The sequence below is a fragment of the Pseudomonas sp. CFBP2511 genome, assembly GCF_030209255.1.
In the GTDB taxonomy this organism is placed as follows: domain Bacteria; phylum Pseudomonadota; class Gammaproteobacteria; order Pseudomonadales; family Pseudomonadaceae; genus Aquipseudomonas; species Aquipseudomonas avellanae.
Window position 1 is genome coordinate 333222 of the sequence record NZ_JARVSI010000010.1, and the last position, 15193, is coordinate 348414.

14 protein-coding genes are annotated in these 15193 nt (G+C 57.2%); 7 read left to right on the forward strand and 7 right to left on the reverse strand.

Annotated features, from left to right (window positions below; genetic code table 11):
• Window positions 1-42 precede the first annotated feature (42 nt).
• Complete coding sequence (locus tag QRN38_RS10065; RefSeq protein WP_032710332.1) at window positions 43-684, forward strand: CatB-related O-acetyltransferase; 642 nt, start codon at window positions 43-45, stop codon at window positions 682-684.
• A gap of 139 nt (window positions 685-823) precedes the next feature.
• Window positions 824-1843 carry a branched-chain amino acid aminotransferase gene (locus tag QRN38_RS10070; RefSeq protein WP_057418525.1) on the forward strand — a complete coding sequence of 340 codons (1020 nt, stop codon included), beginning with the start codon at window positions 824-826 and terminating at the stop codon, window positions 1841-1843.
• A gap of 63 nt (window positions 1844-1906) precedes the next feature.
• On the opposite strand, the gene QRN38_RS10075 is transcribed toward QRN38_RS10070, so the two are convergent.
• The 3 genes from QRN38_RS10075 to QRN38_RS10085 form a co-directional block, all read right to left on the reverse strand.
• Window positions 1907-2902 (reverse strand): hypothetical protein, encoded by a 996-nt coding sequence (locus QRN38_RS10075; protein ID WP_057418526.1) that lies wholly within the window; start codon window positions 2900-2902, stop codon window positions 1907-1909.
• Window positions 2903-3051: 149 nt separating this feature from the next.
• Window positions 3052-4704, reverse strand: coding sequence for a methyl-accepting chemotaxis protein (locus QRN38_RS10080; protein WP_007244873.1), 1653 nt, complete (start codon window positions 4702-4704; stop codon window positions 3052-3054).
• A gap of 119 nt (window positions 4705-4823) precedes the next feature.
• Window positions 4824-5615, reverse strand: a complete 792-nt coding sequence (locus QRN38_RS10085; protein ID WP_011103511.1) for a transporter substrate-binding domain-containing protein — start codon at window positions 5613-5615, stop codon at window positions 4824-4826.
• 161 nt (window positions 5616-5776) lie between these two features.
• Between QRN38_RS10085 and QRN38_RS10090 the strand changes: the two genes are divergently transcribed.
• From QRN38_RS10090 to sodC, 3 genes are all read left to right on the forward strand, one after another.
• Entirely contained in the window at window positions 5777-6085 is a 309-nt protein-coding gene (locus QRN38_RS10090) for an ArsR/SmtB family transcription factor (RefSeq protein ID WP_122212483.1), read from the forward strand.
• 56 nt (window positions 6086-6141) lie between these two features.
• Window positions 6142-7152: a zinc-dependent alcohol dehydrogenase family protein gene (locus tag QRN38_RS10095; protein ID WP_024667528.1), complete on the forward strand. Its 1011-nt coding sequence runs from the start codon at window positions 6142-6144 to the stop codon at window positions 7150-7152.
• 241 nt (window positions 7153-7393) lie between these two features.
• Window positions 7394-7912, forward strand: a complete 519-nt coding sequence (gene sodC, locus QRN38_RS10100) for a superoxide dismutase family protein (protein ID WP_005763994.1) — start codon at window positions 7394-7396, stop codon at window positions 7910-7912.
• 67 nt (window positions 7913-7979) lie between these two features.
• On the opposite strand, the gene QRN38_RS10105 is transcribed toward sodC, so the two are convergent.
• The 4 genes from QRN38_RS10105 to QRN38_RS10120 form a co-directional block, all read right to left on the reverse strand.
• Complete coding sequence (locus tag QRN38_RS10105) at window positions 7980-9167, reverse strand: MFS transporter (protein ID WP_057418527.1); 1188 nt, start codon at window positions 9165-9167, stop codon at window positions 7980-7982.
• 197 nt (window positions 9168-9364) lie between these two features.
• Window positions 9365-10084, reverse strand: coding sequence for a carbonic anhydrase (locus QRN38_RS10110; protein WP_010204183.1), 720 nt, complete (start codon window positions 10082-10084; stop codon window positions 9365-9367).
• 315 nt (window positions 10085-10399) lie between these two features.
• Window positions 10400-11368, reverse strand: a complete 969-nt coding sequence (locus QRN38_RS10115) for a DUF6508 domain-containing protein (protein ID WP_057418528.1) — start codon at window positions 11366-11368, stop codon at window positions 10400-10402.
• A gap of 67 nt (window positions 11369-11435) precedes the next feature.
• The gene (locus QRN38_RS10120; RefSeq protein ID WP_054090492.1) at window positions 11436-12416 is read right to left on the reverse strand and encodes a YiiG family protein; all 981 of its coding nucleotides are present in this window, start codon (window positions 12414-12416) and stop codon (window positions 11436-11438) included.
• A 305-nt stretch (window positions 12417-12721) separates the two neighbouring features.
• Between QRN38_RS10120 and QRN38_RS10125 the strand changes: the two genes are divergently transcribed.
• On the forward strand, window positions 12722-14461 hold the full coding sequence (locus QRN38_RS10125; protein WP_054090493.1) for a dipeptidase: 1740 nt from the start codon (window positions 12722-12724) through the stop codon (window positions 14459-14461).
• A 105-nt stretch (window positions 14462-14566) separates the two neighbouring features.
• Window positions 14567-15139, forward strand: coding sequence for a cupin domain-containing protein (locus QRN38_RS10130; RefSeq protein WP_057418529.1), 573 nt, complete (start codon window positions 14567-14569; stop codon window positions 15137-15139).
• Window positions 15140-15193 lie beyond the last annotated feature (54 nt).

The window sequence follows — 15193 nt, forward strand, 5'->3', positions numbered from 1 at the left end:
CAAGGCAGTGCTGTTCGGAAATCAATTTGATTCAAGGTCGTCATGAAATTTATCGAGCTTTTGAAAACAAGGAAAGTGCGCAGGCAGTTGCGCAAAATGGACAAGCTGGAACGGCATGCCGAAAAGATCAGATTGAAATACCCGCGTGCTGTTGTAGGTGTAGGGACCTACGGCATACCGGATATAGTCGACTTTGGTGACAACTCGATACTGCGAGTCGGTTCGTACACTTCTATCGCCGAAGGCGTGAAGATTCTGCTAGGCGGGGAGCATCGCACCGACTGGATCACGACCTATCCGTTTCCTGCGATGGTTGAGCAAGTTTCCGATATCCAGGATTACGCCCCCAGCAAAGGCGATGTCGTCATTGGCAGCGACTGCTGGATCTGCGCCAACGCGGTGATTGTGTCGGGCGTCACAATTGGTCATGGCGCCATTGTCGGTGCCGGTGCAATGGTAGTGCGTGATGTGGCCCCTTATTCAGTCGTGGGCGGCAACCCCTGCAAGTTCATCCGCTGGCGTTTTGAAGAGGATGTTCGCGACCTCTTGTTGCAGGCCGCCTGGTGGGATTGGCCCATGGAAGAGGTCAAGTCCGTCGCGAGAACCTTGTGCAGTTCCGACATGGACGCCTTCCTTGCCTATATTCGCCAGCGTCAGGCATCGGTGAAGCAGCCGGCCAACTGACGTGGCGCCTGTGTATGGCGTTGCTTCAGAAACGCCCTGTCAGTTTGCATTTATTTCAAGCCTCAGAGCCTGAATGATCTGGCAGAATAAGGCATTGGCCTGACTCGTCCAGGCAGTCGCTAAAATGATAGAGGGCGTTATGAGTCAAGAAAGCATCAACTGGGACACTCTGGGTTTTGACTACATCAAGACTGACAAACGCTATCTGTCTCATTGGCGCGACGGTGCCTGGGATCAGGGCTCGCTGACTGAAGACAACACGCTGCACATCAGCGAAGGTTCGACCGCGCTGCATTACGGTCAACAGTGCTTTGAGGGCCTGAAGGCCTATCGCTGCAAGGACGGCTCGATCAACCTGTTCCGTCCCGACCAGAACGCACAGCGTATGCAGCGCAGCTGTTCCCGTCTGCTGATGCCCCATGTACCCACCGACGTGTTCATCGAGGCCTGCAAGCAGGTCGTCAAGGCCAACGAGCGTTTCATCCCGCCGTATGGCTCCGGCGGTGCGCTGTACCTGCGCCCGTTCGTGATCGGAGTGGGTGACAATATCGGCGTGCGGACTGCGCCAGAGTTTATCTTCTCGATCTTCTGCATTCCGGTTGGTGCTTATTTCAAGGGCGGCCTGAAGCCGAACAACTTCGTGATCTCCGGTTACGACCGTGCTGCGCCCAACGGCACCGGTGCTGCCAAGGTCGGTGGCAACTATGCCGCCAGCCTGATGCCGGGTTCGGAAGCCAAGAAACACAGCTTCGCGGACTGTATCTACCTCGACCCGCAGACTCATTCCAAAATCGAGGAAGTGGGTTCGGCCAACTTCTTCGCCATCACCAGCGACGATGTGTTCCTGACGCCTAAATCGCCATCAGTGTTGCCAGGCATTACCCGCCTGTCGCTGATCGAACTGGCAAAAAACCGTTTGGGCCTGACGGTCGAGGAGGGCGATGTGTTCATCGACCAGCTCGACACATTCAAGGAAGCCGGCGCGTGCGGCACGGCTGCAGTGATCACCCCGATCGGCGGCATTTCCTTCCAGGACAACCTGCACGTGTTCTACAGCCAGACCGACGTCGGCCCGGTTACCCAGCGTCTGTACAAGGAACTGACCGGTGTGCAATCCGGTGACATCGAGCCGCCCGCCGGCTGGATCGTCAAGGTCTGATAAAAACCCGCTGTTCGCATGCCAATGTTCTGCATTGGCATGCGTTTTATCAGGGCATGAGCATCACTCACCCCCCGCAGCCTTCCCTTCTTCAACCAGCTCTTTCGCTGGCCCCAGCACAATTGCCAGGTGCCGCAGGTCATCGACCTCGACGCTGTAGCTCTTGCCTGACGGGCTTTGGGTGACGGTGCCCAGTGCGTACACCGTGAAGAACTTTACCTCATCCGCATGGCTGAGCAGTTCGCTGATGTAGCGGCTGGAGCGGTAGGCCTGCATTTGCGCAGGTGATACGTAGAGGGTCACCAGTTTGCCGTCGAGGCGGTCGAAGAATTTGAATTTGAAGCCCTGCCCGTAGCGTTGTTCTATCAGCCCGCCGCCAAACAGTACGCGGCCGTTGTCGCCCGATTTGGCGAATTTGATATGGCGAAAATACGAGCGCAACGCGACGTCGCCCTGGCCGGGAATTCTTAGTTTCAACAGCTTGAAATCGTCCAGTGACAACTCGGCCTTGGCCTGTCGATAGCTGTCTACCAGGCGCTCCAGGTTGTTGGTGCGGGTTTCGCTGTAGCGAGCGGCCCTGGGTGTCGCGGGCTCGGTCAATGGCTGGCTGACGGGGGGCTGTGGGTTGCCTGCACCGGCTTTTTCTTCCCCGGATTTCTCTTTGCTCGGTGCTTTGAGCGTTGGGTCGAATATGTCGATGTAATCATCCAGCTTACACTTGGCCTGGCGCAGGCGCGTCTGAACATCGGTTTCTTCAACCGGGATGTCCGGCTTTTCGTCTGCGCTCTCATCCACCCACTCACAGTCCGGATGATGATCGTGATGCGGGTTGGCGCGAAAATGCGCAGCGACAAAGGTCGGGTTGTCCTGTGGCTTCACGTCGTAGCGAACCCCGGTCACTTTAGCGCCCAGCGCTCTGCAAGCTTCGTTGGAGCAGAGAAACTCGAAGCGCTTGCGTGGCGGTTCCTGGGAAAAGTACTCGCGGCGGGCAGCGGCAATCGACAACTCTTGTTGTAATTCGACGCAGAATGCGCGGGTGATGGGCTTGCTGGGCTTCATGCGGGCCGTCCTTGTTCGTCCAGGACACCACGCTATTTCAGGCGCGAGGGGCTTGCAACAAAATATGTAGGCAGACGTGCAGATTGGCCAGAAAAGGACGGAAGGGGCGCACTCTGCGCGCTGTGGCAGCGCGCAGAGTGCGTGTCGGATCAGGACAGGCGGAAGCGCCCGACGATATTGTTCAGATTCAGCGCCAATGTCGACAGCTCACGGCTTGCACTGCTGGTTTGCTGCGCGCCCGATGAGGATTGCGCAGACAAGTCACGGATGTTGACCAGGTTGCGATCCACTTCCCGTGCCACGTGCGCCTGCTGTTGCGCGGCGCTGGCAATGACCAGATTGAGGTCGTTGATCTCGCTCACCGCCGCGCTGATGGCGGTCAGAGAGTCATTGGCGCCCTCGGCGATAACGAGCGTTTCGCTGGCCAGTTCGGTATTGCCACGCATCGAGCCCACAGCCCGCTCAGTGCCGCTCTGGATGTTGGTCACCAGACGTTCGATTTCGCTGGTTGATTGCTGGGTTCTGTGAGCCAGAGCACGAACTTCGTCCGCCACCACGGCAAACCCGCGTCCGGCTTCACCTGCGCGAGCGGCTTCGATCGCGGCGTTGAGGGCCAGCAGGTTGGTCTGCTCGGCCAGACCACGAATCACATCCAGCACCTTGCCGATGTCGCGCGACTGACCTGCCAGCTCGCCAATCAAGGTGGCCGTTTTTTGTACGTCGGTGCTCATGGTGTTGATCGCGCTGGCGGTTTTCTTGACCAGCCCCAGACCGGCCTGCGCCGCGCTGGTCGCATTGCTTGACGAGCGTGCGGTGTGTTCGGCGTTACGAGCGACTTCTTCCACTGCGCTGGTCATTTCATTGACAGCCGTTGCGGCCTGGTCAATCTCGTTGTTCTGTCGCTGGATGCCTTGAACGCCGTCTTCGGTGATGGCCGTCATCTCTTCGGCAGCGGCGGCCAGTTGGGTTGCCGAATTTGAAATCTGCTGCAGGGTGTCGCGCAGTTGGGTCTGCATGGCAACCACGGCAGCAGCGACGCTGGTGTTGTCATCGGCATTGACCTTGATGGTGCTACTCAAGTCGCCCTTGGCGATGGTGCGCGTGATAGTGGCCACTGTTGAGGGTTCGCCACCAATGGCCGCCAGAATGCTGCGTATGGTCAGCAGCGTTACCATGACACCCAGTATCGCAATCACCAGCGTGGCGCCGATGGCCAGTTTGCTGGCCTGGTTGGCGCTGCCTTCCTGCGCCTCAAAACGCTCGCCAGCATGTTGCTTGCCTTGCTCGCGCAGGGTCTGCAGGGTCTTGAACACCTGCTCGGCAAACGGTTTGACCTCAGTACGGTTGATAGTGGTGGCGGCGGCGATATCACCCGTCTGGATAACGCTTGTCTGATGGCGCATGCCGTCACGCAGCTTTGCGTAATCGCGCTGCAACTGCTGAGTGAGCGTCACATCCAGCGTTTCAGCGGTGTTCTTGCCGAGCTGCACGGTCAGTTCATCGAGTTTGGCGAAAGCGGCTTCGTTCTCATTCTTCCAGCCGGCGGTCTGCTCCGGATTGCCGATGGCGATCATGCGCAGAATGTTGATGTCCACGCGGGTCAGCGCGCCATCGATATTGTTCACCGCCTCGGTTGCCAGGAAATCCCGGTTATAGAGCGCGTCGACGTTCTCGGTCGATGTCTTGAGTGTATGGATCATGAAAACCGATAGCGCTACAAACGCGACGATGATGGCGAAGGTCGAGGCCATCAATCGCTGTTTTACGGTGAGGCCAGCATGGGCCGCTTGGGTCTGGGACATGAGGGTTTCCCTATAGGTTTGCGCTTACAGAATCAGAAGCCGTGCGAAATGCATCACAGGTTCAAACACTATCGGCGTCCCCGACCCAAGCTTTAAATAATGGCAAAATGATATGCTTTTTACAGTTGTGTCGGCACTGCCAGCCACTCTCCCAACGCCTTTTGATATTCACCGGTGGCCTTGCTCAGATGCAGCCATTGGTCCACGTAGCTTTTCCAGGTCACGTCATCGCGTGGCAGCAGGTAAGCTTTCTCGCCGTATTGCATGTAATGGGTCGGGTTGACTGCGCACAGGCCGGGCATGCGTTTCTGCTGATAAAGTGCTTCGGAAGCATCGGTGATCATTACGTCGGCTTTCTTGTCCAGCAACTCCTGAAAGATGGTCTTGTTATCGTGAAACGCCAGAGACGCATTGGGCAGATGGGCGCGTGCGAACGCCTCGTTGGTGCCACCGGCCGGTTCTATCAGGCGCACTGACGGTTGATTGATCTGCTCGACAGTCTGATACAAGGCCTGATCTTCACAGCGGACCAGCGGGATCTTGCCATCGACATCCAGCGTACTGCTGAAAAAGGCTTTCTTCTGGCGTTCCAGACTGACCGAAATGCCGCCCATGCCAATGTCGCATTTACCGGCAACCATATCCGGCAGCAGGGTTTTCCAGGTGGTAGGCACCCATTGCACAGTCGCGCCCAGGCTCTTGGCCAGCGAGCGGGCCATGGTGATATCAATTCCTTCGTGTTCACCGTCTTCGCGCAGCAGGGAGTAGGGTTTGTAGTCGCCTGTGGTGCAGACCGCCAACTGACCTGTCTGCAATACCTTGTCCAGATGCGACGCTGATTCCTGGGCCTGAGCCATCGCTGCCATGCCCAGAAGCAGGGCGCTAAATACGCTGTATTTCAGATTGATCATGAGACGGTCCTGGCTTTGATACGAAGTGCGCTCGCGACTGCGTAGCGGATTTTATAAGTGCCGACAGAGTGCTTTATCCGGCATGCCGATGTGAAGCGGCAATCACGTTCTGTGCCATGTGTATTTCTGCACGGGGGTTGAACATTTCGTAAAAAGGCGTAATGTTAAACCCCATGATTCTTGAGCAAATCAAAGCGGTCGGCAATGACACTCGCATGTTGATCATGGAGTGGCTGAAAGACCCACTAACCCATTTTCCTCCCCAGGACCACGGTGATCCGGCGATAGGGGTGTGTGTGTCACATATTCAGGCCAAGGCCAATCTGTCGGCTTCCACGGCGTCCGCGCATCTGGCCATCCTGCAGCGTGCCGGGCTGGTGCAGGCGACGAGGATCGGCAAGTGGACGTACTTCCGCCGTGACGAGCAAGCCATCGACCGGTTCGCGGATCGGCTCAAGAAAGAGTTGTAAGTTTTATTTATACATTTCGTCATTTTGCGTAATGTTGAATTGATAGGAGATTGACCATGAGCAACACAACCATCTACGTGCAGGCTGGCGGCGGCTACGATCAGGTCAGCGTTGGCGAAAGCGAAGTGCTGGCACCCAAAAGCGGTGAAATTACCGTGCGCCTGCACGCCAACTCGCTCAACTACCACGATTTCGCCGTTGTCACCGGCATGTGGGCACCGACTGAGAAGCGCATTCCCATGGCCGACGGTGCCGGTGTGGTGACAGCGGTCGGCGAGGGCGTCAGCGAGTTCAAGGTGGGCGACTCGGTCGTCAGCACCTTCTTCCCTGAATGGATCAGCGGTGAGCCACTGGTTGAAGGCTTTGTCACAGTGCCTGGCGACGGCGTTGATGGCTATGCCCGTGAACAGGTTACCGCTCGCGCAACCTCGTTCACCCGCGCGCCATTGGGTTACAGCCATGCCGAGGCGTCCACACTGACCACTGCCGGCCTGACTGCATGGCGTGCGCTGATGGTCGATGACTCGTTGAAAGCCGGTGATACCGTGCTGGTGCAAGGCACTGGCGGCGTGTCGATCTTCGCCCTGCAATTCGCCAAGATGGTCGGCGCTACGGTTATCGCCACCTCTTCGAGCGATGAAAAGCTGGAGCGTCTGCAGGCGATGGGTGCCGACCATCTGATCAACTACCGCAAGGACAGCAACTGGGGCGAAACGGCCCGCAAGCTCACCGGCGGGCGCGGTGTGGACCACATCATTGACGTAGGCGGCCCATCGACGCTGCAGCATTCCATGAACGCAGCACGGGTTGCCGGCCATATTTCGGTCATTGGCATTCTCAGCGGCGTGGCCGGTCAGCTGGAGTTCGTTCCGGCGCTGGTCAAGCAACTGCGCATGCAGGGTGTGCTGGTGGGCAGCCGCACGCAGCAGCAGGACATGATTCGCGCGATTGACGCCAACGGCATGCGCCCGGTCATGGACCGTTCGTTCCCGATGACCGACATTGTCGAAGCGTTCAAGTATCAGGAAACCAACCAGCATTTCGGCAAGATCTGCCTGGATATCTGAAGCCAGTCGTAGCGCTGGCAGCCCGGCGCTCACTGAACTCACTGGCTTGCCAACCTGTCTTGGCAGGCCAGTGTGAAGTTTTGCATCACTTCCCCGAGCGCTTCTCGCTCATCTTTTTGCATCAAAGTGCGCGCCTGTGGTCTCACCTTCTGTGACATCAATGACGTTGCGTGGCGTACCGATTCACGCCGCTCAGAGCAACGTTCACTTCGATCAACAGATCAGGGACGCATTAAAACCTATGAAACCTCATCTTTTGCTTGGCCTTCTTGGCGCCTTTTCCCTCAGCGTTCAGGCAGCATCGCTGGACGTTCCGATCAATCTGGTCAGCGCTGACGGCGCGCCCAAACCGATCGGCAGCGTTACGGTGAGCGAAACAGAGTACGGCTTGCTGTTCACCCCAAAGCTGACCGGTCTGCCTGCGGGCATTCACGGTTTCCACGTGCATGAAAACGGTAGTTGCGAGGCAGGCACCAAGGACGGCGTGAAGGTTGCGGCACTGGCGGCCGGTGGTCACTTTGACCCGGCCAAGACCGGCAAACACCTGGGGCCTTATGCGCGAGGTCACTTGGGCGACCTGCCCGCGTTGTACGTCACGGCTGACGGCACTGCCGACTATCCGGTATTGGCACCGCGCCTGAAAAAACTGTCCGAAATCAAAGGCCATGCATTGATGGTTCATGCCGGCGGCGATAACCACGCCGACATGCCTAAACCTTTGGGCGGCGGCGGTGACCGTGCTGCTTGCGGTGTGATCTGAGAGTATTGATCTCATCCGGGGTGCCTGCGGCCGATAAGGTGTAGGCACCCTCATTGAGGATCTTCGATCAGCGTCGGGTTCGCCATCCCCCGAATAGCCACAGCGCGGCGAGGCCCAGCAAAGCGGTCTGCGCAGCGAGGATGAGGATTACCTGACGAATACCCAACGGAGCGGCCAGCAGCGCAACCAGCAACCCAGCCAGCGGCTGCGACAGATTGTTGAGCAAGGTGATAACGCCTACCGTCTTGCCGAAGTCCTGCCTGGGTATCACGCGCTGTCGAGTGCTGCGCAGGTAAACGTTGAACATTTTGTCGAATCCGACAATCAGCAGAAAGCCGCACACATACCCGTCCAGGCCGGGGCTCAACGCGCTGACAAGTGCACCCGTTGCGATCATCACGTACGAAACACTGCCAAGCACCCGCATCGGCACGACCACACGGGCGAGAAACAGCAGAATCACGATGGTCGTCAACGCACCGGCCATCTGCAGGCTGGCGTAGTTGCCATTGCCCGCAGCATGCTCGCCAATAACCATCGCCGCCGACGTGGCCAGCGTCACGCCAACGATGAGGTTGACCCCGACTGCCAGGGTGATGACTTTTTTCAGCTCGGTTAACCGGACGATATGCCCCAGTGCAATTTTCAGCGGCTGCCACCCGATGCCTACTGACTGGTCACAGGCATCAAGCGTGACAGCGCTGCTGCGTTGCCATACCAGCATGGCCAGATCGGCCAGTAGAAACAGCCCGGCACTGCACAGCACAACCCACGGCCAGGTCCAGATATCCAGTAACAGCACTGCGGCGAGCGGTCCTAGAACCAGACCTGTCTGATCGGCAATCTGCGAGTAGGCAAGGGTCTTTGTATAGCTGTAGCGCTGAAAAATGTGCGGCATCAGCACTTCGCGGGCCATGATCCCCTGGGTGGTCAGGACACCGCACGCAGCCGAGAGCACCACCAGCCAGAAAATCCTGCCGAACGCCCCGTACAACAGCACCGCCACTACGCAGATCAGCGCTCGATAGACCTGGCTGATGTGCAGCATTCTGACGGGAGAAAACCTGTCGCACAGTGCTCCACATACAGGAAATGCCAGGTAGCGCGGCAGCGACTCGACGAAAAACGCCAGCCCCGCCCAGGACGCGCTGTTGGTGGCTTTAAAAACGACCAGTGGCACGATGAACAGCAGAACCTGATCGGCCAATCGTGACAGGAACAATGATGTGAAGAACGCCAGATAATCCTTTTTCACGCGTTTCCTTCATTCGACGTGTGGCGATGCCAAGTGCCGACTGCATCCTGAGTCGTATTGATCAGATGACCTTTGACAGGCGTTCAGGAAACTTTTACAGCATGGCGGGGAGGGCGGCAACGAGGCGGGAAACAGCGTTCATGGAAAGAATCAGCGCAGTCCGTGCGCTGGCTTTCATGCATCAAGACTTCAATACATCAGACGTCGAAGAAATCGACTTTGCCATTTTCGAGGCTGTAATAGGCACCAACAACCTTGACCTGACCGGTTTTGATCGGGTTCATCAGGGCAGGCTCCGAAGCCGTGCGCAAACGGGCTACGGTACGCTGAATGTTCGCCTTGACCGAGTCCTCGAGCAGGTTGCCACCTTTTTTTGATTTGGCGTTCAACACCGCCGGCAGGATAGGTTCGATCATCTGGCCAATGGCACCTGGATAAACCGTGTTGTCTTCCACCACCGACACTGCTGCAGCTACGGCACCGCATTTCTCATGGCCCATCACCACCACCAGTGGCACGCCCAGTTGGCTGACACCGTATTCGATCGAGCCCAGCGCTGCCGTGTCCACAGTGTTGCCTGCGTTACGCACGATGAACAGTTCACCCAGACCACGACCGAAGAGCAGCTCTGGCGGTACGCGCGAGTCGGAGCAGGAGATCAGAATGCAGAACGGGGTCTGGCCTTTGGCGATTTCCAGGCGGCGATCACGGTTACGCTCGACGTTGATGGTCTTGTCGGTCATGAATGCGTCGTTGCCGTCGCGCAGTGCTTTGAGTGCCTGATCAGCAGTCATTGTGGTCCGGGGAGAGGTCGGCGTCGCAGCATTGGCAATCGAGGGTAATTCCATCAGCGCTGCGGCAACGGGAAGGCAGCAGGCACCTTGAAGGATCTTGCGGCGGGACAGGGACGAATTCATAAAAAGCCTCAGGCTTGTTAACTGTCGAAGTGTGGTTTGGATCCCGCTCCCAGCCACGCTGGGCGAAGGATCTGTTCACTTAATACAGCCAGTGGAATTTCATTTCCAATTGTATTTATTTCGACACGTTTCCCTGACACTGCTTTTGCTGGCCGATTGATGTAGGCGGCATGGCAGATCAAGCGTGCCTGAGCGCCCCCTCGTGATGCATCGCCGAGTGTCCAGGACTGGGTGCCGACGTTGAGCGTTGCACGGTAGTTGAAATTATCGTTCCGCACGCTCCAGCGTTGGAATGCGTTGCGTGACGCTCCTGCGTCACAAATCTGCGCCGCTTAGCACGTTCAGCCTGCGCAGGATCTTCAGCATGTAGCCTTTCTCGATCATCCAGCCATTATGCCCGTCGCAAAAGCGTTCGCCCCTGTTGCAATAGGTGAGCATGGTTTGTATGTCTGCAAGGTTTGCCTGCGCGATGTAGGCATCGTTTTCGAGCATGTCCCCTGCGCCATGATTTATGTAATCAAAGTCAGTCCAGCAACCCTTGCCCGAGGCGCGATAGAAATCGTTCACGACCTGGAAGTATTCCGGCCAGTAGGTGTTCTCTTTGACGACGTACGTTTTGATAGCCACACCGTCCGGGTACAACCGTGGCAGGTATGACAGCAGCTCGTCGATATCCTCAGGCGTGGGTGAAGGTTCGCTGGGTGACCGTGTTTCGCTCGACGGGTGTGGCAGAAATGCCCTGACCGGCTTTGGCGTATGCCACTCCACGTAGATATCAAACGCCGACACCTGTCCCGCGGTCCGCCGCCCCTTTCGGTAGTGCTGCAGATGTTCTCTGTGACGCTCAAAGGCTTCCGATTGCACCCCATCGGCAAACATTGACGCAATGGCTGCGGATTGTATCAGCCAGTACATATCGGGCGAGCTATCGGCTTTCAGGCTGGCCATGGTGATTGCCGTGTCGAGCAATTCTTGAGCCAGCTGCCGCCCGGTTTGACAGCATGCCTCGTCCAGCGTGGATCGGTCAGCCTGTTCTACCTGCGCGATGTAAGCCCGGTAGCGGATAAGCAGTGATTCGTTTTCCCTGCCCAGGGGCGGGCAGGTGGGGGGCGGTGAATTCAGCGGTTCAGGTTCTTGATACACCGGCAGCCAGGCCAGGTTCTGCTGCACGCGAGACACGAGTTCACCTTCACTGGCCGGCTCGGCAATCGGGGCGCTGGCGGGCGGCGGCGCAGTGCGCTTCTGGCCGAAGCGGGCTTTTAGATGGCGTAGCAGCTTGATCATTTGCGCACCCTTATAAGATGTCTCGCGGGATGCGCTTCAAGCATCCTGCAAGTGGCGAAGATCATCGTCAGATGCATTCGTCCCGGTTCATGCTGTTGATCAAGCTGCCGAAAGCGCGCTGTACATCTTTAGCGCCTTTTTCGACAGGGTTGAATGATCGCCATCCCAGTTCGCTATTATTTTCACGTTTGTACTGGCCGCTTCGTGCATCGCTGATCGCCTGGCGTCCTTTGCCTACGAAACCGTTCAGGTCGCTCAGTACCACGGTGCAGCCCGGCGAGCGCGTTTGTTCGCGGGTTTTTTTGTCCCAGCCTTCGATCATCTGTGCCGTTTTGCTCAGACTGGCTTCGAACGGCTTGGCAGTTTCTTCGCTTCCGGCGTTCTGAAAGAACTCGCTGGCCAACCGCGCGGACTCTTTCGCGTACACGACAATGCCTGCTCGATAATAAGCTTGTGAGTCTTTTTCTGCGCTTTCAAACGCGTTTTTGGTGTTGATGTCGTCACGCTTGTTGATCCCGTCAAAAAACGCCGCTTGGTATATGGCGACGTCTTTCATCGCTGCTTGCAGAGCAGGCTCCGTTTCCCGGGCCTCCTTTCCATCATCGGCGAGGAAGCCTTTGGACTGTGCGTAGTTTTCAAGTTCGGCCTGGACAGGAGCCAGCTTGGCGAGGGTTTCAAGCATGCCTTTTGCCGGCTCATCCAGTTCGGGCATTGGAGACTCGATGGCCAGTGCCTCCTTCAGGTTCTTTTGCCATGTGCTGATGTCGTAGGTACTGAAAATGTAGTAATCCGTCAGCTTTTTACCCGCTGCGAGCTTCTTGGGATATTCATTCAGACGCTTCTCCAGCAACTCGCCAAAGTCAGCGCCGTAATTGGCCGCTTTTACATAGACATTGTACTTTTCGACCTCGGCCTGCTCGGCACTCATCTTTTGTTGCGGCGGGCTGCCAGGTTGCGTAACGCTTTGCGGCGCGTCGCTCTTGTCACATCCACCGATAAGCAGGCTTATCGAAATCAGTAGGGCTGCCAGCGTACTTCTTGAGTGCACTTTATTTTCCTTCCATGAGTGAGGGCAATGTCGTTCCGTGGTCTGCGCAGGTCCACAGGTCCACAGGTAGACAGGGATCATGTCACATTAACGAGCGCCTGCTGAACCACAAAAAAGCCCAAGGGCGTTTACGCGTGAGGGCGGATATCGATGTTCGCCATCGGGATAGTTTGCTGCACCACGCTCGCGACGGTTTTCAAAGCAGGGATTCCCGCCGTCTTGTCTCGTGGTGTAAGTTGGAAGGCTTACTGATCAAACGATCAGGTTTTTTTCAAACCCCTGCCTGCCAAGGAATGCCTTCAAAAATGAATTTCGCACTCAAAAAACTCGCCGCAGCCACGCTGCTACTGACCAGCCTTTCAGCCGTGACTACGTCTGCCTATGCCAACCTTGATGCGCAACAGAGCGCCGTCATCGTCAAGACGTTCAGCGGTACATCGTTAACAGACTTCAGGCAGTTTCTGGCGAGCGTGAACAATAACGATATCGCCAGGAGCGCAAATATCGGCCCTGCGATCGCGGCCTTTCTCGACAATAAAAAGCTTTCAGAAGCGCAGCAAAACGAAATTCATCGCCTGCTCGGCCTATACGCGCGGATCAAGTACGGCAGCGCGGCCACCGAGACGCTGCGTGAGCTGGTCGCCATTCCAACGGTGCGTGTGGACGGCGTTGCCCAGCATGAGAACCCTGAGTTCATCAAGATCGCCGAGAAGATCAAAAGCCTTGCCGAACGCTTCGACCTTAAGTTTCGCAACATCGATAACCGCGTCTATGAAGTCTCGCTCGACGGCAGCGGCGATGAAGTCGTAGGTATTCATGTGCATGCCGACGTTGTCCCCGTGACCCCAGAGAATTGGGTATTACCTGACGGCACTCGGCTGGACCCGTTCAAAGTCACTTTGATCGGTGACCGCATGTATGGCCGTGGCACCGAAGACGACAAGAACGGCATCGTGGTGTCGCTGTATGCCATGAAAGTCATCAAGGAAGAAAAGCTGCCGCTGGCGAGAAACTTCAAGCTGCTGATAGACACCACTGAAGAGACTGCCGGCGATGCCATTCCCTATTACTTCGAGCGCAATCCGACACCCAATTACAACCTGGCGCTGGATGGCGGGTATCCGGTTGTAATTGCGGAGAAAGGCTACGGCACCGTCATGGCCAGTTTTGCCAAGCGCGCTGCGCAGGGTGAGGGCGCCGAGATCGTTTCGATGACGGGTGGCATGGCCACCAATCAGATTCCGTCGAAATCAGTCGTTACGCTGGTGACCGACAAGCCTGCGCAACTGGCAGCCAGCCTGCAACAGGCCGGTGCAGATTATGTGAAACGCAATGGCGGCAACTTCGAGATTGCCGCCAACGTGGAAGGCAAGGACGTCAAGTTGACAGTGACCGGTGTTTCCGCGCACTCATCTGCGCCCGAGTCCGGCGTCAACCCGGTAGCGAGGATGCTGGATTTCATCAACAGCCTCGACGGCAACGTTGCGCTCAAGCACAACCACATCACGGATGCCGCTCGCTATGCGGCCGACAACTGGGGCCTGGACTATCTGGGCGGCAAGTTGGGTGTTGGCTTCTCCGATGAGTTCATGGGGCCGCTGACGACTTCCCTGACTTACGTTGCGCTGGATGACAAGGCGTTCCAACTGGCGGTCAATTTGCGCGTGCCGAAGGGCAAGTCTCCAGAACTGCTCAAATCTGAAGTCGCCGAAAAACTCACGGCATGGAGCACGAAGACCGCTATCAACCCGGTATTCGACTATTCCATTGCCGAGCCGATGTATCGCAACCCGGAAGGCGAGTGGGTCAAGGCATTGCTCGCTGTGGCCACTGAAAACCTCGACATGAAACACGCGTTCGGCACTTCGGCGGGCGCTACATCGGTTCATGAGTTGCCCAACGGCGTGCAGTTCGGTCTGGCAAGACCTGAAGTCAAATACACCGGCCACACTGATAACGAGTTCAAGACCACCGAGCAGTTTCTGCTCGACCTGCAGATCGTGACCGAGATGATGGGCCGTATCGGGCAGCTGCCGAAACTCTGATACAGCGCTCGGGCCTGCTGTCATGGCAGGTCCGTTTTATCCGGATGCGAAAAAGCCGGGTCACGCGGTTTTTTCCCCGCCATCATTGTGAATAAGGATGTACTCATGAAAACCCGCTTGGCACTCGCACTTGCCTGCGCCGCTGTATGGGCGACTGGCAGTAACGCGTTCGCTGCCGTTTTGTCCGTTCCCGGCAACTCTTCAGAAAGCACCACCAGTAACGGCAAGCTTCAACCCCCGGTCAACTATGCAACGGTCTGGGCCGATGAGCAGGGCGCCACTCATGTGGACCACTGTCGCATTGAGGGACTGGAGTTTAAAAGTTACGCACCACCCGCCGAGCCTCAGTGGATCGGTGTGTCGCCCGATGAAATCGAAAGTATCGCCTATGCGGTGTTGCCGCCGGGTTACGTCGGCAGTTGGCATCACGCCCCCGGCCCTCAGTGGGTCATCACGCTTCAGGGGCAATGGTCGGTGGAAACAACCGATGGCACGGTGCTTGTTCAAGGCCCCGGAGAGATGCAGTTCAATGCCGATGCCAGCGCCAAGGGACGGCCCGACGATAAGCGCATAGGGCATTTGAGCCGTACCGTGGGTGATCAGCCCAACGTTCAGCTGATTGTGAAACTCAAGCCTCAAGCGGCTGCCAAACGTACCTCTGGCCCTTGCGCCTATTGATCGACAGGACGAAGCGTATGAATCGGGTTTTACGTCATCCGGGCAGGAACATAT